The sequence below is a fragment of the Streptomyces sp. NPDC059740 genome (genome assembly GCF_042733155.1).
Taxonomy (GTDB): domain Bacteria; phylum Actinomycetota; class Actinomycetes; order Streptomycetales; family Streptomycetaceae; genus Streptomyces.
In genome coordinates this window covers 175,438-197,868 of record NZ_JBHWGP010000010.1, presented here as the reverse complement: position 1 = coordinate 197,868, position 22,431 = coordinate 175,438, and the positions used below count along the sequence as shown (strand labels likewise).

Below are 22,431 nucleotides of genomic sequence, written 5' to 3'. Positions count from 1 at the left end.
CTGAGGGGACGGTCTGACGGGGCGGCCTGGTGGGAGCCTGGGGGGAACCTCAGCCGCTCACCGAGATGTTGGAACTTCCGCTGCTCTGGTAACCCTCCGTCGCGAGGATCATGTAGTAGTTGAAGCTCCCCATGTTCATCCCGTACCGGGCCCAGGCGTCGAAGTGGTTGCCGGTGGTGATGGTGCCGCCCGTCCGCTTGGACTGCCGGACGCTCCAGTACTGGTTGAAGGTCCTGGTGCCCTCGACGGAGGGGGCGTTGTACCGCGTCGTCTCGTAGATGTCGTACGTGCCGCCGTCACTGGAGACCGTGCCCTTGAAGGTCCCGGTGGGCCGGTAGGTGCCCCAGCTGTCGACGATGTAGTACTCCACGAGCGGGTTGCTCGTCCACCCGTAGAGCGAGAGGTAGGAGTTTCCCGACGGGTTGAAGCTCCCCGAGTAGTTGACGGTCCGGCGTCCGCCGTTGGCCCAGCCCTTGCCGGCGACGAAGTTGCCGCAGTTGGTCCACGAGGTGCCGTAGTTGCCCCCGGACCCGAGGTTCATGGCGACGGACCCGCCACCGTCGGTCCAGAACGAGTAGTAGAACCCGTTGTTGGTGCCCGTCTGGTTCGTGGTGATGGTCGTGTCGGCGCGCGCGGTGCCCGGCAGCAGCAGCCCGGTCGCGCCGAGCGCCAACGCGCCGGCGCCGGAGAGGAAGCCTCTGCGGCCGAGCGAAACGGCGGGGGTGTCGTTCCTGAACATGGTGTCTCCTCCTGTGACGACTGACGGGAGGCCAGGCAGCGTGGGACGAACCGGCGGGCCTGCCGATGGCCGGGGAAACGCCGTCCGCGCGGCGGCGTCGGGCACGTGGGCAGCCGTCGACAGCGCGGTCGACGACCGGGAGGCCGGGTCGCGCGGGTGACCCGGGTCGACAGCGGGGGCTGCCGACGGCGACAGGTTGGTCCCGGGCTCCGGGCTTGTCAACGGTTCTCGCAAGCATTGCGAAATACCGGAAGTGGCCGCGACGCAGGGGGAGTCGGCAACACCACAGCTCAAGGACGCGATGCACCGACTCAGGGCTCATCTGACGAGCCGGACGCCAAATATGCCACGGCGCGCACGAGCCACCTGAGCGAAAGTTTCGAAGCGGGATGGGGGTGCGGAGCACCGCGGAACCCTGTCAGCCGACACGGCCACCTGTGCCCTTGCCGTACGCGGCCCTGCCGCCTGTCCCTCGGGGCCTGCCGCAGGTGGCAGCCGAAGCCGAACAGCCGGAAGCGGTCGGCCACACCTTCCCGGCCGCCTCTCCGGCGAGCCGCAGAGGCGTGCCCGACCGCGAGGTGCGACCGACCGCGAGGTGCGAGCGCCCGCTGTCTCCGGGCGCGCTCCCGCTACCGCCGGCCGCGAGGACTCCTCGCTCCGCTCACCGGCCCAGCGCCTTGGCCAGCTCGTCCTTGGTCATGTGCGAGCGGCCTTCCACGTTGCGCTGCCGTGCCTCGTTGTAGAGCTGGTCGCGCGTGGGCCCCTTCGGCCCGACCCGGTTACCGGACCGCTGGCCGCCGCGCTGCGGGGCGGACTTGGGGTCCTGGGTGGAGGTCCTGCTCGCCTGCCGGGCCTCACCGGCGCGGGCCCGCTCCTTGTTGACGGTGCGCGCCGCGATCTCCTTGGCGCGCCCCTCACCGGCCCCCCTGGCCTTGCTGCTGTCCTTGATCTTCTCGTACTGGCGCTCACGCTTCTTGCTGGAACCGGCAGGCATGACGGCCCTCCCAGTCTCGGACACGGATGGTCGGGAGGCCGGGTGACCCTCAGCAGCCGCTTCTACGCACGGAAGCCTCTGCGCCCCTTTCCCGTCGTTCCGGTGCCGACTGCCCGCGGTCCCGGGCCAGGGGACGGCGTCGCCGGCCGGGGCGGGGAAGCAGGCGGAGGCCGGGCAGGCTGCAGGAGCGGCCCGAGCCGCCGCGGGCCGGGGGCCGGACCAGTCCCCGTTGCGAAAGCAGCGCCCCCGACCGGCGCATTCGCTGATCGGGGGCACTGTCGGGCTCTGTGGCGGACGAGTCGGCCTGTACGCCGGGTTCTGTCTCCCCCGGCCCTCGCGGCCCGGGGGGAGGCGGCCATCCATCTACGGCTGCCGTTGCCGGCAGCCTCCAGCGGTCTACCCGCGGACTCGGGCGGGCAGCCCTCAGTCGTCCGCGCAGGGCCCTCTGCCGAGGACCCCTCTTGACCTTGCTCCGGGTGGGGTTTACCGAGCCCTCCGAGTCACCTCGGAGGCTGGTGGTCTCTTACACCACCGTTTCACCCTTACCGGGGGCCTTGCGGCCTCCGGCGGTCTGCTTTCTGTGGCACTGTCCCGCGGGTCACCCCGGGTGGGCGTTACCCACCACCCTGCCGTGTGGAGCCCGGACGTTCCTCGGGGGGACCGAAGTCCCCACGCGGCCGCCCGGCCGGCTCGTCCGCCGTGCCGACCATGGTACCCGCCGCGCACCCCGCGTCCTCCGCCCCCGTCGGCCGCCCACCGTCCGGCACGGGCCCGGGCAGCCGCCCCTCAGGGGTCCTTGCCATATGCCCGCCCGGGCCGCGTGGTCAGGCACCGCACCTCGCGGCGTTGCCGAAAAGCCCTGGTAGCTCCGCTACGAGGACTCTCCGGCGCCTTGCGATGCACGGCACCGGACCACGCGACCTCATCGGACGCTCATATGGCAAGGACCCCTTAGGCTCGGTCCCGGCCCGGCCCGAGCAGCCGGTGTCCCGTCCAGCCGTCCGCATCGTCCGCGAGGAGACCGTCGTGCTCGTACTGCTGCCGCCGTCCGAGGGGAAGGCACCCGGTGGGGAGGGCGCGCCGGTGCGCCCTGCCGGCCTGGCGCTGCCCGGGCTGACCGAGGCGCGCGAGGCGGTGCTCGCGGAACTGGTGGAGCTGTGCCGGGGTGACGAGGACAAGGCCCGTGAGGTCCTCGGGCTCAGTGCGGGGCTGCGGGGCGAGGTCGCCAAGAACGCCGGGCTGCGGGAGGCCGGCACCCGGCCCGCCGGCGAGGTCTACACCGGGGTGCTCTACGAGGCCCTGGACCTTGCCACACTGGACGCCGCAGCCCGGGCCCGGGCGCAGGAGTGGCTGCTGGTGTTCTCGGGGTTGTGGGGCGCGGTGCGGATCGGGGACCTCATCCCCTCCTACCGGTGCTCCATGGGTGTGCGGATGCCGGGGCTGGGGCCGCTGGGTGCCTTCTGGCGGGCGCCGATGGCCGAGGTGATGCCGCAGGCCGCCGGGGAGGGGCTGGTACTGGACCTGCGTTCCGCGGCGTACGCCACCGCCTGGAAGCCGAAGGGCGAGGTCGCAGCGCGCACCGCGACGGTCCGGGTGCTGCACTCCCTGGTGGTGGACGGGGTGGAGAAGCGGACGGTGGTGAGCCACTTCAACAAGGCCACGAAGGGACGGATCGTCCGTGACCTGCTGACCTCCGGGGCGGCTCCGGCCACCCCGGCGGAGCTCGTCACCACCCTCGCCGACCTCGGCCACACGGTGGAGTGCGAGGAGCCGGCACGGCGGGGCACCGCGTGGAAGCTCGACGTGGTGGTGACGGAGGTCTGAGCGCACGGGGGCGGGGCGGGCTCCGCTCCCCCGGGCACGCGGGGAAACCCCACCCGACCTCGGTTGCAGCATGCGCAACGGGCGTTGCGAAAGCTGCCTGTCGCGCGCACCATGGGCGCGTGAACAACGCAGCGCCTTCCGCCGGTACCCCGTCCTCCGCCCCGTCCGTCCTGGGCATCGCCCCCGTCATCCCGGTCGTCGTCCTTGAGGACGCGGCCGACGCCGTGCCGCTCACGCGGGCACTGGTGGCGGGTGGGCTGCCGGCGATCGAGGTGACGCTGCGCACGGCCGCCGCGCTCCCGGCCATCGAGCGCATCGCCGCCGAGGTTCCCGACGCCGTGGTCGGCGCCGGGACGGTGCTCACCCCCGAGGACGTGACGGCGTGCGTCGAGGCCGGGTCGCGCTTCCTGGTCAGCCCGGGCTGGTCCCCGCGGCTGCTGGCGGCGCTGCAGGGCTCGGGCGTGCCGTTCCTGCCCGGGGTCTCGACCACCTCGGAGGTGGTGACGCTGCTGGAGGCGGGTGTGCGGGAGATGAAGTTCTTCCCCGCCGAGGCCGCCGGGGGCGCCGCCTACCTCAAGTCGCTGGCCTCCCCGCTGCCGCAGGCCCGGTTCTGCCCCACCGGCGGCGTGACCGCCGCGTCGGCCCCCTCCTACCTGGCACTGCCCAACGTGGGCTGCGTCGGCGGCACCTGGATGCTGCCCGCGGACGCGCTGGCCGCGCGCGACTGGGACCGGGTGGAGAAGCTGGCCCGCGAGGCCTCGGCACTCGGCCGGGGCTGAGCCGCCCCACCGCTCAAGGCGCCCGTCGGCACGCCCCGCCACTACCGGGGGCGTGCCGCTGTGCTCTCCCGCACCACCAGCTCGGTGGCCAGCTCGACCCGCTGCGTCCCGCCCGGCAGCACCGCCTCGTGCCCCTCGAAGACCACCCGGGCGGCCATCGCGGCCATCTCGCCCAGGGGTTGGCGGACGGTGGTGAGCGGGGGCGAGGCCCAGGCGGCGCTGGGCAGGTCGTCGAAGCCGACGATGCTGACGTCCCGGCCCACCCGCAGCCCGGCGCGCCGCACCGCCTCGTAGGCGCCGAGCGCCTGGAGGTCGCTGCACGCGAAGAGCGCGGTCGGGGGTTCGGGGAGCGCCAGCAGCTCGGTGGCGCCCGTGAAGCCCGTCCCGTGGTGGAAGTCGCCGGGCCGTACCAGGGCCGGGTCGGGGGCGATCCCCGCCTCGGCGAGGGCCGCCCGGTGGCCGTCCAGCCGGGCCCGCGAGCACAGCACGTCGTCGGGGCCCGCGAGCACGCCGATGCGCCGGTGGCCCCGCTCCAGCAGGTGCCGGGTGGCGGCCAGGCCGCCGTGCCAGTTGGTGGCGCCGATGGACGCGGTGTCCGGCGCGGGGGTGCCCACCGGGTCGACGACGACCACGGGCACCCGGGCCTCCGCGAGCGTCCGGGTCTGCGGCGGGGTGAGGGCGGTGACGGCGAGGATCACGCCGTCCGAGCCGCGCCGGGTGAGGTTGTCCAGCCACCGCAGGGTGTCCGCGGGACGGTTGTGGAGCGCGGTGACCACCACACCCGCCCGGTGCTGCGCCGCCGTCTCCTCCACGGCGCGGATGATCTCCACCGACCACGGGCTGTCCAGCTCGTTGACGACGAGGTCGACCAGGCCGCAGGTGCGGGGGGTGCGGCTGCGGCGCCGCAGGTAGTTGTGGTGCTCCAGGAGGGCTTCGACCTTCTCCCGGGTGGCCGGCGAGACCTGGCTGCGGCCGTTGAGCACCTTGGAGACCGTCGGGGCGGAGACCCCGGCCTCCCGCGCGATGTCGGCGATCGTGACGCGGGGCGAGGGGACCCGCGGGGACGGCGCGGTGCCCCCGGAGGCGGCGGGCCCCCCGCTGTGGGTGTCGGACACGGTCGCCTCCCTCGGTCTGGCTGCCGGTCAGCGTAGTCGAGACGGGCCCGGGCGCCGAGGCCGGTGGCGGGCCGGGGCCGCCGCGCCGGCGCCGCTCACACCCCCGGTGACGTGCGGGGCGGGTGGGTGAGAGGCTGACGGCGTCACGGTGGCGCCCACCGCGGGTGGCGCGGAGCGCACCGCCGCAAGTCCGCACCGGGAGGCATCCTTGAGCACCGTGTTCGCAGCCGACGCCCGTCACTTCGGGGACGGCCCGGGGCTTCCCGCGGCCAACTGGGCCGGCAACATCCGGTTCGGCGCGGCCCGCACCGCCCGGCCGGCCTCCGTCGCCGAGTTGTGCGAGGTGGTCGCCGCCGCGGACCGGGTCCGGGTGCTGGGCACCGGTCACTCCTTCAACCCGATAGCCGACACCGACGGGACACAGGTGTCCGTCGCCGGTCTGCCGCGTACCGTGGAGATCGACCGGGACGCCGGCACCGTGACGGTCGCCGGCGGGCTGCGGTTCGGCGAGTTCACCGACGAGCTGCACCGGGCGGGCCTGGCCCTGCGCAACCTCGGTTCGCTGCCGCACATCTCGGTCGCCGGTGCCTGCGCCACCGGCACGCACGGCTCGGGGGTGGGGAACGGCACGATCGCCTCGACGGTGCGCGCGCTGGAACTCGTCACGGCCGGCGGTGAGCTGCGCACCTTCCGCCGCGGTGAGGCCGACTTCCCCGGCACGGTGGTCGCGCTCGGGGCACTGGGCGTGGTCACCCGCCTCACCCTCGACGTGGTCCCCGCCTTCGACGTGCAGCAGTGGGTGTACGAGGACCTGCCCCACGACCTGCTGCGCGCCCACTTCGAGGAGGTGATGTCGGCGGCGTACAGCGTCAGCCTCTTCACCTCGTGGACCGGGGACCGGGTCGAGCAGGTCTGGCTCAAGCAGCGCGTGCCCGCCTCGGGGCCGGTCGCCGGGATCGAGCCGTGGCCGCGGGCCGTGCGGGCCGACGGGCCCCGGCACATGATCCCCGGCGTCTCCCCCGAGCACTGCACCGACCAGACGGGGCTCGCCGGGCCCTGGTTCAGCCGGCTTCCGCACTTCCGCATGGAGTTCACGCCCAGCAACGGCGAGGAGCTGCAGAGCGAGTACTTCGTGGCGCGTGCGGACGCCGTCGCCGCGTTCGAGGCGCTGGACGCCGTCCGGGAGCGGATCGCGCCACGGCTGCTGGTCGGTGAGATCCGCACGGTGGCCGCCGACGACCTGTGGCTGAGCCCCGCCCACGGCCGCGACACGGTCGCCTTCCACTTCACCTGGCTGCCCGGTGAGGCGGAGGTCCGTCCGGCGCTGGAGGCCGTGGAGGCGGCACTTGCGCCCTTCGACGTCCGGCCGCACTGGGGCAAGGTGTTCGCCGCGGGCCCCGAGGCGGTGCGGGCGGCCTACCCCCGGCTGCGGGAGTTCGCCGCCCTCGCCGAACGCCTCGACCCGGCGGGCACGTTCCGCAACGCGTGGCTGGACGCCCTCTGGCCGACGGCCCCCTGACGGGCGGGTGCGGGGCCCGGCACCGGGCCCCGCGCCTCAACCGCGCAGGTGGGAGGTGTCGTTGAGGGACCGCAGGGAGGCGTTGCCGTCCGCCCAGTAGGCCACGCAGGACAGTGAGGCCGCCGCCACCTCCATGCGGAACAGGGCCTCCGGCGGCGCTCCGAGGGCGAGCCGGACCAGGGTCTTGACCGGCGTGACGTGGCTGACCAGGAGGAGGGTGCGGCCCGGGTGGCGGGCGAGCAGCCGGTCGCGGGCCGCGGTCACGCGCCGGGTGACCGCGGTGAAGGACTCGCCGCCGCCGGTGGGCGCGGCCTTCGCCGACCGCAGCCAGGCGTCCAGGTCCTCGCGGTGGCGCTCGCGCACCTCGGCGAAGGTCAGGCCCTCCCAGGCGCCGAAGTCCGTCTCCCGCAGGCCCTCCTCGACCTGGACGTCCAGGCCCAGCCGGCCGGCGACGGTCTCGGCGGTCTCCCGGCAGCGGCGCAGCGGGGAGGTCACCACGGCCTGGACGCCGGAGCCCGCGGCGAGGGCGGCGGCCACGGCCTCGGCCTGGCGGCGGCCGGCCTCGGAGAGCGCCGGGTCCGCGCCGCCGCTGCCGGAGAAGCGCTTCTGCGCGGTCAGGGCGGTCTCACCGTGGCGCAGCAGGAGGCAGGTGGTGGGGGCCGCCAGGTCGGCGGGCGCCGTCCCGGCTGCGGGTGTGCTCTCCTCGCCCTGGTCGGCGGGGGCGCTCACGGCTCCGGCGCCGGCGTCGACCGCGTCCAGGGCCGCCCGCGAGAGCTTAGGTTCCCACTGCTCGCCGCGGGCGCCGGCGTCCATGGCCTCGTTGGCGAGCCGGTCGGCGTGGGTGTTGCGGGCGCGCGGGATCCACTCGTAGGTGACCTGGTCCGGTGGGAAGACCGCCCGGGCCTGCGCGGCCAGGGGACGCATGTCGGGGTGTCTGATCTGCCAGCGGCCCGACATCTGCTCCACGACGAGCTTGGAGTCCATGCGCACCCGCACCCGCGCCCCCGGGTCGAGGGCGTGTGCGGCGCGCAGCCCCGCGAGGAGGCCGCGGTACTCGGCGACGTTGTTGGTGGCGTGGCCGATGTACTCCGCGGTCTCGGTGAGGGCCTCACCGCTGACGGGGTCGAGGACGACGGCCCCGTAGCCGGCGGGTCCCGGGTTGCCGCGGGAGCCGCCGTCCGCCTCGACGAGGAGTTCCCGCGGCCCGTGGCCCTGGGCGCCCGGCACGGCCTACAGGCCCGAGTCGGGGGTGCGGACGAGGATGCGGCGGCAGTTCTCGCAGCGCACGACGGCGTCGGCGGCGGCGGCCCGCACGTCGTTGACCTCGGTGATGTTCAGCTCCAGGCGGCAGCCCTCGCAGCGGCGCTGGTAGAGGCGGGCCGCGCCCACGCCGCCCTGCTGACCGCGCAGCTTCTCGTAGAGGGCCAGCAGGTCGGCGGGGATGTCGGCGGCGGTCAGCTCCCGCTCCTTGGAGACGGTGGCGACCTCCGCGTCGATCTCGGCGTAGGCGGCGTCCCGGCGGGCGGCGGCTTCGTCGGCCTTGGCCTGCACCGACTGCACCCGCTCGGTGAGTTCGGCGGCGCGCTGCTGGGCGGACTCGCGGCGCTCCATGACCTCCAGGACGACGTCCTCCAGGTCGGCCTGGCGGCGGGCCAGGGAGGCGATCTCGTGCTGGAGGTTCTCCAGGTCCTTCGGGGAGGTCACGGCGCCGGAGTCCAGCCGCTTCTGGTCGCGGGCGGCGCGCTGGCGGACCTGGTCGACGTCGCCCTCGGCCTTGGTCTGCTCCCGGGCGGTGTCGCTCTCCTCGGTCTGCGCGGCGATCAGCAGGTCGCGCTGCTGGGTGAGGTCCTGCTGGAGGGTCTGGATCTCGGCGAGTTCGGGCAGGTTGCTCCGCCGGTGCGCGAGCTGGGTGAGCCGGAGGTCGAGTGCCTGGACGTCGAGGAGGCGGATCTGGTCGGCGGGCGCGGCGTTCAGCGGGGGGCTCCTGGTGAATCGGGCCCGGACGGGGGGCCGGGGGCGGGCGTCCGGGGGGCGGCGGGGGTGTCCGTGGTGGACGCGACGTGGGCGGTCCACGGGTCGGTGACCGTACGGGAGACGTGCGTGCGCAGGCCCCAGCCGTGGCGGTCGGAGATCTGGTCGAGCTGTGCGGCGGCCTGGGTGCACCAGGGCCACTCGGTGGCCCAGTGGGCGGCGTCCAGGAGCGCGAGCGGGCTGCGTTCGGTCGCCTCGGAGGCCGGGTGGTGGCGCAGGTCGGCGGTGAGGAAGGCGTCGGCGCCGGCGGCGCGGACGTGGTCGAAGAGGCTGTCGCCGGAGCCGCCGGAGACCACGATGCGGGTGAGCGGGCGGTCGGGGTCGCCGGCGACGCGGACACCCTGCGCCGTGGCGGGCAGGCGTTCCGCGGCGTGCGCGGCGAACTCGGCGAGGGTCATGGGGTGCGGCGGCTCGCAGACGCGTCCCAGGCCCCGGCGGCCCGCCTCGTCGGCCGGGTCGGCGACGAGCGGGCCGAGCACCCGCAGTTCCAGGGTGGCGGCGAGGGCGTCGGAGACACCGGGGTCGGCGGTGTCGGCGTTGGTGTGCGCGACGTGCAGGCCGACACCGTTGCGGATGAGGGTGTGCACCACCCGCCCCTTGAAGGTGGACGCGGCGACGGTGGTGGTGCCCCGCAGGTAGAGGGGGTGGTGGGTGACCAGCAGGTCGGCGCCGAGCCGCACCGCCTCGTCGGCGATCTCCTGGACGGGGTCGACGGCGAAGAGGACCGTGCGCACGGGGGCGTCCGGGTCGCCGCAGACGGTGCCCACGGCGTCCCACCCCTCGGCCCGCTCGGGGGGCCACAGGGCGTCGAGCGCGGAGATGACTTCAGACAGTGCGGGCACGGGGGGAAGGTTACCTCTCACGCCTGGTGCCGTGGCCAGCCCGGCGCCCTGTCCGCCCCGGGGCCGTGCAGTGCGCCGGGCGCGACCGGCCCACCGTCCGTTCGCTCATGCACATGCGCCTTCTGAGGCGCAGGCGAATCCGCGGACGGCCACCCTTACGCGTGAAGCAGGCCTACGGACGTTGTTCGCCAGGAAGTGCGAAAACTAGCTTCTCCTCCTGACAGGAGGTGACCCACTCATGACGCTCTGTATCACCGACGGTGCTCCCCGCGCCGGGTCCGACCCGGCGGGGCCGGTCGCGTCGGCGGCCCGGGAGGCCGACCGGGCGGTACCACTGCGGCAGGCGCCCGGGGCCGGCCCCCGGGGAGGCGCGGGTGCTCCGACGGACGGGGCCGCCCCGGACGGCGTGGGCGCCCCGGGCGAGGAGGTCACCCCGGACGGCCCGAGCGCCCCGGGCGACGTGGGCGAGCCGGCCGGGGGGAGCCTCCCCGCGGGTGCGGCCAGGACGGGGCGCGCCGTGCCGCCCGCGGCCACCGGGGGCGGGCCCGCCCACCGCGTCGGCCCCCGTCCGCTGCCCGGCGCGGTGAGCCTGGCCGCGGACGGCTCGTACGCCGCGCGGCTGCGGCAGGACGCGGGCTCGGGCGCGTGGTTCCCCGAGCGGTGGACGCTGGACGGCCCGGAGCCCTACGCCGTCTCGCTGCGCCAGGGCCAGCCCGAGGAACCGGACAGCAGCCTGGTGCCGCTGGCCGACGGCCGGGTACTGGTGTGCCGCGTGGTGGCCGGCCACCGCCGTTTCGTCCTGCTCTACCCGACCGGGCCGGGCACCGGCGAGGTGGCGCTCGGCGCGCTGCCCGCGGAGGCCGGGGACCCGGTGCTGCTCCTCCCCTGCCCGGACGGCCTGCGGGTGCACGCGGTGACGACCGACGGCCGGGACAGCACGGTGTGGGAGGTGTGCGACGGGCTCTCGGGCCCGCGGCGGGTGGCCCAGGTGCCGGGGGTCTGTGAGGGCGGCGTCTGGCTGGACCGGGAGGGACGGCTGCTCGCCCTCAACCAGCGGTGCGCGGGCCGGACCAAGGCCGTGGCCCTGGACGTGCCCGCCGGCACCGCCGGGCCGCTGCTGGAGCTCACCGCGGAGAGCGAGGACCGGCTGCTGCTGGCGGACCCGGACAGCGGCCTGCTCCTGCTGCGCTCGGACGCCCCCGGTCAGGAGCGGCTGGGGTGGGGTGTCCTCGGCGGCACCCGGCCGGTCCGCTTCCCCGAGTGCCTGGCCCCCGCCGACGGGGTGCGGCTGACGCCGTTCGCCTCGCAGCCGGGGCGAGTGCTCGCCCCGGAGGGCTGCGCGGTCGCCTTCCGCGTCGAAACCACAGGGGCAGGGGGCTCCGGGCTGGCCGTGTGGCGCCCGGAATGGCGTCGGCTGCTGCGCCTCCCCGCACCGCGCGGCTGGCTGGCCGGCACCGGGCTGTGGACGCCGCAGGGTGACCTCAGGCTGCCCTGCACGGGCCCGCAACAGCCCTGCGCCGTCGCCACGTTGGCCGTGCCGCATCTCGCGCCGGAGGCCCCAGGCCCGAGGGCCGCGTCGACGGCGCCGTCCGCGCGGCCCCGGGGCACGCAGGGGGGCCCGGCCACCGGCTCCGCCCCCGGCACCGTCCACCCGGCGGCCGGGGCGGGTACCGGCGCCGGCGGAGCGTGGGCGGAGACCGCCCCGTCCGGGGCCCGGCGGCCGACCGCGCAGGCCGGTCCCGTCCCCGGTCAGGCCGGACCCGCGGCCGAGGAGGGCGGGGCCGAGGGGCGGCCGGGAGCCCCGGCTGCCGTCGCCGCCGGGCGACCCGTACCGCTCCAGCAGTCACCGCTCGCCGCCCTGCGCCGCCGCAACCAGCGCCCGGACCACCGCCCACCCGCCGCGGTCGCCGCCTCGGCCGGGCCGGTCCGCGCCACCCCGGCGCCCCCCGCTCCGGCAGCCACCGCTCCGCCGGCCCCGGCGGTCGCCCCCGGCGCCACCTCACCGGCGGCCGAGCCGCCGATGACCGCGCCACCGTCCGCCGCGCCCCCGGCCCCCCGGGGCCGCACCCCCCGCATGCCGTCCCCCACACCCTCCGCGGCGGCCCCGGCACGGCCGACGACCGGCCCTCCGGTTGCCCGTCCGGCCGCTGGTCTCCCGGCCGCTCCCCGGCTGCCCCCTGTCGGGCCGCCGCCCGCCGCCCGCGCCGGCCTCGGTGTTCTCGGCGCCGCGCCCTTCCCCTCCCACGTCTCGCCCACCTCCTTCGCGGGCACCCTTGTCCCGGCCGGGATGCCGAGCCGTGGAATCGCGGTTGCGCCGGCGGGGTCGCGCACCGTAGGTATGAGAGGCCCACGGGACCCGGGGGACCGCACGCACTCGGTGCGCGTCCAGGTACCGGTGGGGCGCCGGAGGCTCGGTGGAGCCGTGTGAAGGCCGCCGATAGACTGAGCGCCGGGGGCTACGCATCCGATTGACCCGGCCACCCAAGGTGACGCCGCTGCGGTCCCGACGCGTACAGTGCAAGCGATTTGACGGAGTGACTTCTCTCATGTCCGAAGCCCGAACCGACACGACCGAGGCGCGCCCGCAGGAGGCGTCCGCGCAGAGCGCCGAGGACACCGGGCCTGGCAGGCACCGTGGTCCCGCGGCACCGAACGACGGTGACGGGGCGGCCCACGGCCGCCACCGCCGTCCGGCGCAGGGCGACTCCCGGGCCGCCTGAGCCGTACCGCTCCTCCCCGGGCACTCTCCTCGACTGCCGGTGACCGGGACCCGCACCGCCCCTCCCGGCCTCACCGAACGCGCCGGAAGGGGCGGTGCGCGTGTGCCGGCACGTGATCCCGCGACCGCCCCCGGGCCTCCGCCGTCATGCGGCGGTGCACGTCCGTCCCCGCCGCACTCCCCCGCCCACCCCTTGTTCCCGCGGCCGTCCCGCCCCCGGCGGTCCACTGACATTTGTCACGGTGCGGCCGCCACATAAGCCTCTGCCCCCGCCGTCGCGCACTCCGTAGCGTCCTGAGTATGACGACGAACACGCTCGGCGGCCCGCCCGCGGTGGTCTTCTCCGGCGTCGACCGCACCTTCGGCGCGGTGCGCGCGGTCGACGGACTGGACCTGCGCATCGCCCGCGGCGAGACGGTCTCACTGCTCGGCCGCAACGGGGCCGGGAAGTCCACCGCCCTCAGCATGCTGCTCGGCCTCCTCCCGCCCACCCGGGGCGAGGTGACCCTCTTCGGCGACACCCCGGAACGCGCCGTGGCGGCCGGCCGGGTCGGGGCCATGCTCCAGGACGGCCGGCCAGTGCCGCGGGTCACCGTGCGGGAGTTGGTCGGCTTCGTCGCCGACACCTACCCGCGTCCCATGGGCGTGGCCGAGGCGCTGCGTCTTGCGGGCCTGAGCGATCTGGCCGACCGGCGGGTGGACCGGCTCTCCGGCGGCCAGGCGCAGCGCGTCCGGTTCGCGACGGCGCTGGTGGGCAACCCCGAACTGGTCGTCCTGGACGAGCCGACCGCAGCGCTGGACGTGGAGGCGCGACGCGCGTTCTGGGGGGCGCTGCGGGCCTACGCCGGACGCGGCAACACGGTGCTGTTCTCCACCCACTACCTGGAGGAGGCCGAGGAGAACGCCGACCGGATCGTCGTCGTCCACCGGGGCCGGGTGGTGGCCGACGGTTCGGGCGAGGCGCTGCGGCAGTCGGTCGGCGGCTCGCTGGTCTCCTTCGAGGCGGCGGACGGCCCGCCGCCGGGGCTGCGGGAGCTTGCCGGGGTGACCTCGGTGACGGTGCGCGGGGCACGGGTGCGGTTGCGCAGCGCGGACTCCGACGCGACGGTGCTGGCGCTGGCCGACCGGGGGCTGGTGCGGCGGCTGCGGGTCGCCCCGGCCAGCCTGGAGGACGCCTTCCTGGCCCTCACCGCAGACGGCACCGACGACCCGGACGGCCCCGGCAGCTCCGAGGACACCGCCGGCACCCTGCCGCCGCCTCGCCCGGCCGCAGGCGGACCGGGCCCGTCCACCCCCTCCCGTCCGTCCCTCACCGAAGGAGCCGTGTGATGTCCGCTCTCCTCTCCTACGTCCGGCTGGAGGTCCGCCGGGCGCTGCGGGACCGGTCGTTCACCGTCTTCGGCATCGGGATGCCGGTGCTGATGTACGTGCTGTTCACCCACATCGGGGCCGGCGCCGACGCGGACTCGGCGCCGTGGCGGGTCTCGGCGATGGTCGGCATGGCGGCGTACGGTGCGCTCGGCGCGGCGCTGTCGGTCGGCACCGGGGTCGCCGAGGACAAGAGCCTGGGCTGGCTGCGCCAGTTGCGGGTCACACCGCTGCGCCCCGCGCAGGTGGTGGTCGGGCGGGGCCTGACGGGCGTGGTGACGGTGTTGCCGGCGATCCTTGCGGTGCTCGTGGTGGGCGCGCTCGTCAACCACGTGGCGCTGGCCGCCTGGCAGTGGGTGGCGCTGGTGGGGTTGCTCTGGCTGGGCACGCTGCCGTTCACCCTGCTGGGCCTGGGCAACGGGTACCGGCTCTCGTCCCAGTCGGCGGGGGTGGTCAACGCCGGGTGCATGATCCTGCTCTCGATCCTCGGGGGGCTGTGGTTCCCCGCCGAGGCGTTCCCCGGCTGGCTCGCCACCCTCTCGCGCTGGACGCCGGCCAACCGTTTCGGCGATCTCGGGTGGAGCGTGACCAGCGGCCGGGTCCCGGGAGCGGCGACGGTGGCGGTGCTCCTGGCCTGGCTCGCGGTGTTCGGCGGCTATGCGCTCTACGCCTACCGTCGAGCTGCACGCACGGTGTGAGGCGACGGGTGGCGGCGCGGCAGTGGTGGCCGGGCAGGACGGGGACGCGGCAGTGAGGCAACGACGGGTGAGCGAGGAGTGGGCGCGGTGAGCGAGGAGATGAGGGCACGGGAGGCCCCGGCGGCCGGGAGGGCCGAGAAGGACGGGCCGGGCCGCGGACCGGGCGGGTGGTGGCGCCGGCGGCGCTCCGCGGGGAAACGGTGCGAGCGGACGTCGCCGGTCGGGTTCCTCCAGGACCGGGGACCGACGCGCACCACCTTCCTGCCCTGGCTGTTCATGGGGCTGGGGGCGCTGTCCCACCTGATCCAGGGGCGCGGGAACCCGTGGCTGGGCGGACTGGCCCTGCTGGCCTTCAACTCCCTCTACGTCACGGTGGTCTTCGTCTCCTTCGACGTGCGGCGCCGTGACAGCAGGACGCCGGTGTACGCCCTCGCGCTCCTGACGGTGGTCACCTACGCGGTGGCGCTCGGCTTCGGCTCCAACTGGCTGCTGTTCTTCCCGCTGCTGTCCCTGGCCTCGGGGACGGTGCGGCGGCTGCAGGGCCGGCCGTTCATGATCTGGCTGATGGTGATCGCCGGTTCGGCGGGGGCGATCACGGGCAGCCGGCAGGGGGCCTGGGAGGCCGTGGGGATCGGCTACGGCACGTTCATCTCCGGGGCGGTGACCGCCGCCATCCTCCGGCTCTTCGACACGATCCGGGAGCTGGAGTCGACGCGGCAGGAACTGGCCCGTACGGCCGTGGAGAAGGAGCGGCTGCGTTTCTCCCGGGACCTGCACGACCTGCTGGGCCACACCCTCTCCGTGGTGGTGGTGAAGGCGGAGGCGGTGCGGCGGCTGGCGCCGACCCGTCTGACCGAGGCGCTGGCGCAGGCGGCGGACATCGAGGCCGTGGGCAGGCAGGCGCTCACCGAGATCCGGGAGGCGGTCAGCGGGTACCGGGAGGGCGGCCTGTCCATCGAACTGGACCGTGCCACCTCGGCCCTGGAGGCGGCGGGGATCGCGCCGGAGGTGCGGCGCTCCGGCCCGCCGATGCCGCCGCAGACCGAGGCGCTGCTGGGCTGGGTGGTGCGCGAGGCGGTCACCAACACCGTCCGGCACAGTGGCGCGGCGCGCTGCGAGATCGAGGTGCGCGTCTCGGAGGACCTGGCGCGGCTGTCGGTCACCGACGACGGAGACGGCCCCGTATCCTCGTCCGGCGGCGCGGGGGACCCGTCCGGCGGTGCCGGCGCCCGGCAGCCGGTGGGCGGCACGGGGCTGAAGGGGTTGACGGAACGGCTCGCCGCCGCGGGCGGCTCGCTGGTGACCGGTGCGGACGGCCGGCGTGGCTTCCGGCTGGTGGCGGAGCTGCCCGTGGACGCGGTGGCCGACTCGGATGCGGGCCGGGCCACGGGAGTGGGTGCGGGTGCGGCGGATGACGGGCAGGGCGGCCCGGACGACGGAAGGGTGGCACGGTGACGAGGATCCTCCTGGCCGAGGACCAGGGCATGATGCGGGGCGCGCTCGCGCTGCTGCTCGGCTTGGAAGCCGACATGGAGGTCGTCGCCCAGGTGGCGACGGGTGACGCGATCGTGGGCGCCGCGGTGGACGCGCGCCCCGACGTGGCCCTGCTGGACATCGAACTGCCGGGCCGCAGCGGGCTGGACGCGGCGGCCGACCTGCGCACCGCGGTGCCCGACTGCCGGGTGCTGATCCTCACCACCTTCGGCCGCCCCGGCTATCTGCGGCGGGCCATGGAGGCCGGGGCGAGCGGCTTCCTCGTCAAGGACGGCCCGGTGGAGGAGCTGGCGGCTGCGATCCGGCGGGTGCTGGCCGGGGAGCGGGTGATCGACCCGGCGCTGGCGGCGGCGGCCCTCAGCGCGGGCCCCAACCCGCTGACGCCGCGGGAGCGTGACGTGCTCAACGCCGCGGCCGACGGGGCGACGGTGGCGGACGTCGCCGGCCGGGTGCACCTCTCGCAGGCCACGGTCCGCAACTACCTCTCCGCCGCCATCGGCAAGACCGGCACCCGCAACCGGATGGAGGCGGTGCGGACGGCCCGCCAGAACGGCTGGCTGTGAGCACCGGTCGACGGGGGACGCGGAGGCCCCGGAGCGGGGTCCACCGCGTCCCGCGGGTCTCCTGCGGACCGCCGGCGGTCCCTTCCGGCCGGTGGTGCCCCGTACCGGGCCGGAAGGGGGCGGGGCGGGTCAGCCGGTGACGCCGGCCGGGGCGAAGCCGAAGATGTCGACGGCGTGGTAGTAGGTCCACGCCGTCGCGTCGCAGGAGCTCTTGGTGGCACCCGAGTAGCCGGCGCAGACCCGCTCCAGGTCGGCGTAGAGCATGTTGTCCAGGCGCGCCTTGTTCGCGTCGAAGGTGCCGGCCGCCTTGTAGTTGCGGTAGCCGAAGTCGTGGCGCGCGCAGGCGGTCTTGAAGGGGAAGCCGAAGGGGTTGTCCGGCGAGGTGGAGCAGTAGTCGGTGGACCAGTCGAAACCGTAGGAGGACCAGGCGGACTGGTTCTGGTCGGCGGCGAGCCACTCGTTGTAGCTCGCCGCGCTGGTCTGGGTCCATCTGCTGAGCACCTGCGCCTTGTCAGCGGGGGCGGCCCAGGCTCCGGTGGCGGGCAGCAGGGCCCCGGCGAGGCCCAGCAGGACGGTGGTGAGAAGGACGGCGAGACGTCGACGCACAGTGTGCCTCCGCGAGTTGGGGGGTTCGACCGCCCAAGATTCGCGGGCCGGGGTCCGGTGGGGACAGACACCCGACACAAATTTGGCGTGAACACGACGGTCCGGGGAGGGAACTGCCGCCCCACCCGTCCCACTCCCCGCGACCGGCTCCTCAAGTGCGGAGGTAGGACGCCCCGTTGAGGTCCAGCACGGTCCCCGAGGACCACTGCGCACCGGGCGAGGCGAGCCACAGCACGGCGTCCGCGATCTCCTCGGGGCGGCCCACCCGGCCGAACGGGCTCTGCGCGGCGAGGCGCGCGCCCGCCTCGCCGGCCAGCCGGTCGGCGACCCGCTCGGTGGCGACGAAGCCCGGTGCGACGGAGGCCACCGCGATGCCGTGCGGGGCGAGGGCGAGGGCGAGGGACTGGCCGAGCGCGTGGACCGCGGCCTTCGTCGCGCCGTAGGCGGGGTGGTCGGGTTCGCCGCGGAAGGCGCCGCGCGAGCCGACGTTGACGATGCGCCCGCCACCACCCTGCTCGATCATGTGGTGGGCGGCGCGGTGGCTGACGTGTGCGGTGGCCAGCAGGTTCACGGCGACGTGGCGGTCCCAGGCCGCGGTCCAGCCGGCGAAGGAGGTGCTCGCGGGCGGGTGCGCGATGTTGACCGCGGCGTTGTTGACGACCACGTCGACGCCGCCGAAGACCGTCACCACCTCGTCGACGAGGTCCGCGGCCCGGGCCGCCTCGGACAGGTCGGCGCCGACCAGCAGGTGCCCCTCGCCCTGCAGCGAGGCGAGGGTGGCGGCGGCGTCCTCGCGGCGGGAGCCGTGGTGGACGGCCACCCGGTCGCCGTTGGCGGCGAAGGCCCGGGCAAGCGCCCGGCCGATGCCGCGGGAGGCGCCGGTGACCAGCACCCGGCGGCCGGTGGCGGGGAAGCCCTCGCCGGGCGGCACCGCGGGGGACGGCTGCGGGGGCGGGGCGGGGACGGACGCGGCGGGGGCGCTGGAGTCGGACATGGCCTCATCCTCGCAGCCGGTCCCCCGGGGCGGGCGGGCCGTCGCGGGGCGCCGGGACGGCTCGTTACCATCCGGTACGGAGGTGCCGTCCGGGCCTTCCGTACCCGAGCAGCGAAGGCCGAGCGCCATGACAGCCCCCCACGACGCCGCCGTCCGGGAGATCGCCCCCGACGTCCTTGCCGCCTTCGAGTCGGCCAAGGGGTTCATGCCCGTGGACGAGGGCCTCGCCCTGCACGCCGCGGCCGTCCGGGCCGCCGGGCTGGGCCTGCCGCTGGTGGAGGTCGGCACCTACTGCGGGCGCTCCACGATCCTGCTGGCCGAGGTGGCCCGGGCGGCGGGGGTGCTCGCCGTCACCGTCGACCACCACCGCGGCAGCGAGGAGCAGCAACCCGGCTGGGAGTACCACGACCCGGAGCTGGTCGACCCCGTCGTGGGCCGTATGGACACCCTGCCGACGTTCCGGCGCACCCTGCACGCCGCGGGTCTGGAGGAGCACGTGCTGGCTTTGGTGGGGCGCTCGCCGCAGGCCGCGGCGGCGTGGGGAAGGCCGGTGGGGCTGGTGTTCGTCGACGGCGGGCACACCGACGAGCACGCCGGGGGCGACTACGAGGGCTGGGCCCCGCACCTGGCCGAGGGCGGTCTGCTCGTCGTCCACGACGTCTTCCCCGACCCGGCCGACGGCGGGCAGGCTCCGTACCGCGTCTACCGGCGGGCGCTGGACTCCGGCGCGTTCGCCGAGGAGGAGGCGGCGGGCTGCCGCTCCCTGCGGGTGCTGCGCCGTACCGGGCCGGGCCTGTGAGCGGTCCCGGTCGGCCCGGGGGCGCCGCGTTCACCTGCGCTGGTTAGCATCGCCCGCGTGCCACCTCGTACCGCCCCGCGCTCCCGCCGCCCCTCCGTCCCCCCGAGGCTCGCGCTGGTGGTGGTCGCCGGCCTGCTGGCGGGGACGGCCGGCTGCGGCGGGGTCGTTGACGGACGCGCGCCGGCTGGCGGAGCACCCTCGCACGCGTCCTCGGCGCCCGCGGGGAAGGGCTCCGGTGAGCCGCTGGCGGGCCGGGTGATCCTGCTCGATCCCGGGCACAACCCGCACAACGCCGGCCGTGCGGCGCAGATCAACCGCCTCGTCGACGTGGGCAACGGCCGCAAGCCCTGCGACACCGCGGGCACCGGGACCGACGGCGGTTACGCCGAGGCGGAGTTCACGCTCGACGTCGTCCGGCGGGCCCGTCGGCTGCTGCGGGCGGAGGGCGCGCGGGTGGTGCTCACCCAGGACGGCGACCGGCCCTACGGCCCGTGCGTGGACGCGCGGGCGGCGGCCGGCAACCGGGTGCACGCGGACGCCGCGGTCTCGGTGCACGCCGACGGCGCCCCGGCGGGCCACCGCGGCTTCCATGTGATCGCCCCGGGGCGGGTGCGGGCCGGCCGCGCCGACACCGCCGCGATCACCGCCCCCTCCCGCGCCCTGGGCGAGACGCTGGCCACCCGGTTCGAAGCGGCGACCGGTGAGCCGCGGGCGGACTACGTCGCCGGCGGCTCGGGGCTCGACGTCCGCACGGACCTGGGCGGACTCAACCTCTCCACGGTGCCGAAGGTCTTCGTCGAGTGCGGCAACATGCGCGACCCGCAGGACGCGCGGCGGCTCACCTCGGCCGGCTGGCGGCAGCGGGCGGCCCGCGGCATCGCTGCCGGTCTGACCAAGTTCCTGCACGGGGGTTCGTGAGACCTTCGTGAGACTTTGGGCGGTGCCGGCCGCCGCCGGTCCGCCCGATTCGGCGTCAACACCGCTTCGGTTGCCGCGAGGTGAGGCGCGCGACGGCGGTGACCACCGCGCCCAGCAGGCGTTTTGACGGACGTGGCCGTTCCGGCACGGTGCCCTGCGGGCATCGGCCACCGAGGAGACGTCCCCTCCCTGGCGACGGTAGGTTCACCCTTACGATGGGGCCACCGCGCGGCCGACGGTGTGACGGTGGCGGCAGGACGGCGAGAGGGACGGCAACGAGAGCCGGCCCGTCGACACGTAGAGAACGACCGACCGACAAAGGACATTTCGTGAACATCCGCTCTCTCACGCGAGGCGACGGCGTGGTGATCGGCGCAGGCGTGCTGCTGCTGATCTTCTCCTTCCTGCCGTTCCTCAGCGCCGACCTCTACAACGGCGCGGCATACTCGGTCAGCGCGTGGAACAGCGCCGTGGCCCCGGCGGCCGAGACGGTCCACCTGCCGGCGCTCCTCGCCGCCGCGCTGTTCGTCCTCGCCCGTTCGCAGCCCACCCAGCGCTCCTTCGCCGGTCTGACCCTTCCGCAGTGGGCCACGGCCCTGGCGGTGTTCTCCGGCTGGTCGGCCGTCTGGAGCGTCCTGATCCGCGCCGGCCAGGACGGCGCCAGCCCGGCCTGGGGTGCCTGGATCTCCTTGCTGCTGGCGCTGGTCGCCGCAGCCGCCGCAGTGCTCTCCCCCCGCGTCCCCGCCCTCCAGGCCGCCCTCGTCGCCGCGCCCCGCCCGCAGCCCGCCGGCCCCTACGGCGCCGGCCCGGGTGCCGGGTACGGCTACCCCGGCGGCCCGCAGCAGGGCTACCCGGGCGTCCAGGGCCAGCAGCCGGGCGCCGGGTACGGCTACCCGGGCGGCCCGCAGCAGGGCCAGCAGCCCGCGGCCCAGGGCCAGTTCTCCGGTCAGCAGCAGTACGGCGCGCAGGCGCAGCAGCAGCCGCAGCCGGCCCAGGCGCAGCAGCCGCAGGGCGGTACCGCCGGCGGCGCGCAGCCGACGCCGACCGCGGGCGGGCAGGGCGGCGCCGAGTTCGCTCCGTTCTGGTTCGCCGTTCCGGTGCAGCGCCCGCTGTACGGCGAGGACGGTTCCCCGGCGCCGATCGCCGAGCTGGCGCCGGGCACCTGGTACCTCGCGGTGGACCAGCGGGGTGCGGCCCTGGTGGCCCAGACGCAGGACGGTCGCCGCGGCGTCCTCCAGGACACCACCGGCATCCAGCGGGGCTGACCCCGCACGCCCCGCCGGCCGCGTGACGACGGCCCTCCCGCGTACGCCGCGGGAGGGCCGTCGTCGCGTCCCGGCCGCGGCCGGGTCGCAGCCCCGGCTCAGCTTCCGAGGTCGGAGGTGGAGGGCACCTTGTTCTTGACGTCGACGCCCGCTTCCTTGCCGGCCTTCTTCATGTCGTTGATGGTGTCCTTGAAGGAGTCGATGTCGCCCTTGTCGGCGTCGCCCTTGCGGAGCTTGGAGCCGAGCTCCTTGAGCTTGTTGACGCCGGCGGTCAGCGGAGCGACGGCCTTGGAGAGCGTGGGGTCGCCCTTGGCGTCCTTGATCGCGGCCTTGAGCCGGTTGTAGGTGAAGGCGCCGGCCAGGCCCGCCTTGACGAGGGCGAAGGTGCGGCCGTCGGCGCCCTTCTTGAACTTGCCGGCGCGGTAGGGCTTGACGATCCACTGGTAGGTGGCGCCCGCGGCCAGACCGGCGTTCGCCACGAACTTCGTCTTGGCGAACTTCACCTTCTCGGCCGAGGTGGACGGTGAGGGGGCGGCCGCCGCGGCAGCGGTCTCCTTCGCCGGCCGGGCGGCGTGGTTGCTGCCGCCGCAGGCGGCCAGGCCGAACGTGAGAGTACTGGTGAGGACGAGCGCGAGGACGGCTCGCCGGATCGGTGTGAGGGAGAGGAACACGGGACTGCCTCCGGCTGCGCGGTGGGAAAGTCGGTTCCGTCGCAGCGTCCTTCGGGCCGGTCGCCGTCGCATCCGCCGTGGGCCGTTCGGGGGGACGCCGGGGCCCGGCACTGGGCCGTTTGAGCGACCCCGACGGGGCAATACGATGTCCATGTCAACGCACAGGTACGGCAACAACGGGGCGGCCACGGTCGTCCGCATCATCGCCGACGTCACGGCTGTGATCCTCGGCCTGTGGATCGTGATGTACCTGCTCGACGCCAACCGGGCCAACGACCTGGTGAGCTTCGTCCAGGACGCCGCCAACTGGCTGGCGAGCTGGTCACGCGATCTGTTCACCATGAATCTGGACTGGCTGCGGACCGTCCTCAACTACGGTCTGCCGGCCGTCCTCTACCTGCTGGTCGGCCACGCCCTGGCCGGCCGCATCCGCCGCAGCTGACGGACGCGGGGGCCGGGCCGCCCGTCGGGCCGCCCGGCCCCCGCCCCGGTG

General features: G+C 75.5%; 22 protein-coding genes and 1 other RNA gene. 13 read left to right on the top strand and 10 right to left on the bottom strand.

The genetic code is table 11. The annotated features are described in order from the left end of the window. Nucleotides 1-49: 49 nt before the first annotated feature. From ACFV3R_RS15355 to rnpB, 3 genes are all read right to left on the bottom strand, one after another. Nucleotides 50-739, bottom strand: coding sequence for a glycoside hydrolase family 11 protein (locus ACFV3R_RS15355; protein WP_385581589.1), 690 nt, complete (start codon nucleotides 737-739; stop codon nucleotides 50-52). Between the two features lie 661 nt (nucleotides 740-1,400). Further along, nucleotides 1,401-1,733, bottom strand: coding sequence for a plasmid stabilization protein (locus ACFV3R_RS15350; RefSeq protein ID WP_385581586.1), 333 nt, complete (start codon nucleotides 1,731-1,733; stop codon nucleotides 1,401-1,403). 291 nt (nucleotides 1,734-2,024) lie between these two features. Next, nucleotides 2,025-2,426, bottom strand: an RNA gene (gene rnpB, locus ACFV3R_RS15345) — RNase P RNA component class A. Nucleotides 2,427-2,759: 333 nt separating this feature from the next. On the opposite strand from rnpB, the gene yaaA reads away from it, so the two are divergent. Both yaaA and eda read left to right on the top strand, forming a co-directional pair. Further along, nucleotides 2,760-3,557 (top strand): peroxide stress protein YaaA, encoded by a 798-nt coding sequence (yaaA, locus tag ACFV3R_RS15340; RefSeq protein ID WP_385581715.1) that lies wholly within the window; start codon nucleotides 2,760-2,762, stop codon nucleotides 3,555-3,557. A 119-nt stretch (nucleotides 3,558-3,676) separates the two neighbouring features. Next, nucleotides 3,677-4,336: a bifunctional 4-hydroxy-2-oxoglutarate aldolase/2-dehydro-3-deoxy-phosphogluconate aldolase gene (eda, locus tag ACFV3R_RS15335; RefSeq protein WP_385581583.1), complete on the top strand. Its 660-nt coding sequence runs from the start codon at nucleotides 3,677-3,679 to the stop codon at nucleotides 4,334-4,336. A 41-nt stretch (nucleotides 4,337-4,377) separates the two neighbouring features. Here the strand turns inward: eda and ACFV3R_RS15330 are convergent, their stop codons facing one another. After that, nucleotides 4,378-5,451 carry a LacI family DNA-binding transcriptional regulator gene (locus tag ACFV3R_RS15330; RefSeq protein ID WP_385581580.1) on the bottom strand — a complete coding sequence of 358 codons (1,074 nt, stop codon included), beginning with the start codon at nucleotides 5,449-5,451 and terminating at the stop codon, nucleotides 4,378-4,380. Nucleotides 5,452-5,668: 217 nt separating this feature from the next. On the opposite strand from ACFV3R_RS15330, the gene ACFV3R_RS15325 reads away from it, so the two are divergent. Next, entirely contained in the window at nucleotides 5,669-6,970 is a 1,302-nt protein-coding gene (locus tag ACFV3R_RS15325; RefSeq protein ID WP_385581712.1) for an FAD-binding protein, read from the top strand. Nucleotides 6,971-7,006: 36 nt separating this feature from the next. Here ACFV3R_RS15325 and ACFV3R_RS15320 read toward each other — a convergent pair whose 3' ends face one another. The 3 genes from ACFV3R_RS15320 to ACFV3R_RS15310 are packed head-to-tail and all read right to left on the bottom strand — an operon-like array spanning nucleotide 7,007 to nucleotide 9,843. Beyond that, nucleotides 7,007-8,197: a bifunctional RNase H/acid phosphatase gene (locus ACFV3R_RS15320; RefSeq protein ID WP_385581577.1), complete on the bottom strand. Its 1,191-nt coding sequence runs from the start codon at nucleotides 8,195-8,197 to the stop codon at nucleotides 7,007-7,009. A gap of 3 nt (nucleotides 8,198-8,200) precedes the next feature. After that, nucleotides 8,201-8,944 (bottom strand): zinc ribbon domain-containing protein, encoded by a 744-nt coding sequence (locus ACFV3R_RS15315; RefSeq protein WP_385581710.1) that lies wholly within the window; start codon nucleotides 8,942-8,944, stop codon nucleotides 8,201-8,203. Further along, nucleotides 8,941-9,843: a Nif3-like dinuclear metal center hexameric protein gene (locus ACFV3R_RS15310; protein WP_385581574.1), complete on the bottom strand. Its 903-nt coding sequence runs from the start codon at nucleotides 9,841-9,843 to the stop codon at nucleotides 8,941-8,943. The genes ACFV3R_RS15315 and ACFV3R_RS15310 overlap by 4 nt, the downstream gene beginning before the upstream one ends. Nucleotides 9,844-10,081: 238 nt before the next feature. Here ACFV3R_RS15310 and ACFV3R_RS15305 point away from each other — a divergent pair, with 238 nt between their 5' ends. The 6 genes from ACFV3R_RS15305 (at nucleotide 10,082) to ACFV3R_RS15280 (ending at nucleotide 16,685) form a co-directional block, all read left to right on the top strand. Continuing rightward, nucleotides 10,082-12,271 carry a hypothetical protein gene (locus ACFV3R_RS15305; protein ID WP_385581571.1) on the top strand — a complete coding sequence of 730 codons (2,190 nt, stop codon included), beginning with the start codon at nucleotides 10,082-10,084 and terminating at the stop codon, nucleotides 12,269-12,271. 118 nt (nucleotides 12,272-12,389) lie between these two features. Further along, nucleotides 12,390-12,563 (top strand): hypothetical protein, encoded by a 174-nt coding sequence (locus tag ACFV3R_RS15300; protein WP_385581568.1) that lies wholly within the window; start codon nucleotides 12,390-12,392, stop codon nucleotides 12,561-12,563. Between the two features lie 299 nt (nucleotides 12,564-12,862). Then, complete coding sequence (locus ACFV3R_RS15295; protein WP_385581565.1) at nucleotides 12,863-13,891, top strand: ATP-binding cassette domain-containing protein; 1,029 nt, start codon at nucleotides 12,863-12,865, stop codon at nucleotides 13,889-13,891. After that, nucleotides 13,891-14,628: an ABC transporter permease gene (locus tag ACFV3R_RS15290; protein WP_385581563.1), complete on the top strand. Its 738-nt coding sequence runs from the start codon at nucleotides 13,891-13,893 to the stop codon at nucleotides 14,626-14,628. The genes ACFV3R_RS15295 and ACFV3R_RS15290 overlap by 1 nt, the downstream gene beginning before the upstream one ends. 87 nt (nucleotides 14,629-14,715) lie before the next feature. Then, nucleotides 14,716-16,083, top strand: a complete 1,368-nt coding sequence (locus ACFV3R_RS15285; protein ID WP_385581560.1) for a sensor histidine kinase — start codon at nucleotides 14,716-14,718, stop codon at nucleotides 16,081-16,083. Next, nucleotides 16,080-16,685 (top strand): response regulator, encoded by a 606-nt coding sequence (locus ACFV3R_RS15280; protein ID WP_385581557.1) that lies wholly within the window; start codon nucleotides 16,080-16,082, stop codon nucleotides 16,683-16,685. The genes ACFV3R_RS15285 and ACFV3R_RS15280 overlap by 4 nt, the downstream gene beginning before the upstream one ends. 129 nt (nucleotides 16,686-16,814) lie before the next feature. On the opposite strand, the gene ACFV3R_RS15275 is transcribed toward ACFV3R_RS15280, so the two are convergent. Together ACFV3R_RS15275 and ACFV3R_RS15270 are read right to left on the bottom strand one after the other, a co-directional pair. Beyond that, the gene (locus tag ACFV3R_RS15275; RefSeq protein ID WP_385581554.1) at nucleotides 16,815-17,291 is read right to left on the bottom strand and encodes a phospholipase; all 477 of its coding nucleotides are present in this window, start codon (nucleotides 17,289-17,291) and stop codon (nucleotides 16,815-16,817) included. A 151-nt stretch (nucleotides 17,292-17,442) separates the two neighbouring features. Beyond that, the gene (locus tag ACFV3R_RS15270) at nucleotides 17,443-18,285 is read right to left on the bottom strand and encodes an SDR family NAD(P)-dependent oxidoreductase (RefSeq protein ID WP_385581551.1); all 843 of its coding nucleotides are present in this window, start codon (nucleotides 18,283-18,285) and stop codon (nucleotides 17,443-17,445) included. A 127-nt stretch (nucleotides 18,286-18,412) separates the two neighbouring features. Between ACFV3R_RS15270 and ACFV3R_RS15265 the strand changes: the two genes are divergently transcribed. From ACFV3R_RS15265 to ACFV3R_RS15255, 3 genes are all read left to right on the top strand, one after another. Further along, complete coding sequence (locus ACFV3R_RS15265) at nucleotides 18,413-19,084, top strand: class I SAM-dependent methyltransferase (RefSeq protein WP_385581549.1); 672 nt, start codon at nucleotides 18,413-18,415, stop codon at nucleotides 19,082-19,084. Between the two features lie 57 nt (nucleotides 19,085-19,141). Further along, a complete protein-coding gene (locus ACFV3R_RS15260; protein ID WP_385581546.1) occupies nucleotides 19,142-20,002 on the top strand; it encodes an N-acetylmuramoyl-L-alanine amidase in 861 nt (286 codons plus the stop codon). Between the two features lie 329 nt (nucleotides 20,003-20,331). After that, nucleotides 20,332-21,267 (top strand): hypothetical protein, encoded by a 936-nt coding sequence (locus ACFV3R_RS15255; protein WP_385581544.1) that lies wholly within the window; start codon nucleotides 20,332-20,334, stop codon nucleotides 21,265-21,267. 98 nt (nucleotides 21,268-21,365) lie between these two features. On the opposite strand, the gene ACFV3R_RS15250 is transcribed toward ACFV3R_RS15255, so the two are convergent. Then, on the bottom strand, nucleotides 21,366-21,938 hold the full coding sequence (locus tag ACFV3R_RS15250; RefSeq protein WP_385581542.1) for a hypothetical protein: 573 nt from the start codon (nucleotides 21,936-21,938) through the stop codon (nucleotides 21,366-21,368). A gap of 151 nt (nucleotides 21,939-22,089) precedes the next feature. Here ACFV3R_RS15250 and ACFV3R_RS15245 point away from each other — a divergent pair, with 151 nt between their 5' ends. Next, the gene (locus ACFV3R_RS15245; RefSeq protein WP_385581539.1) at nucleotides 22,090-22,380 is read left to right on the top strand and encodes a hypothetical protein; all 291 of its coding nucleotides are present in this window, start codon (nucleotides 22,090-22,092) and stop codon (nucleotides 22,378-22,380) included. The last annotated feature ends 51 nt before the right edge of the window (nucleotides 22,381-22,431 follow it).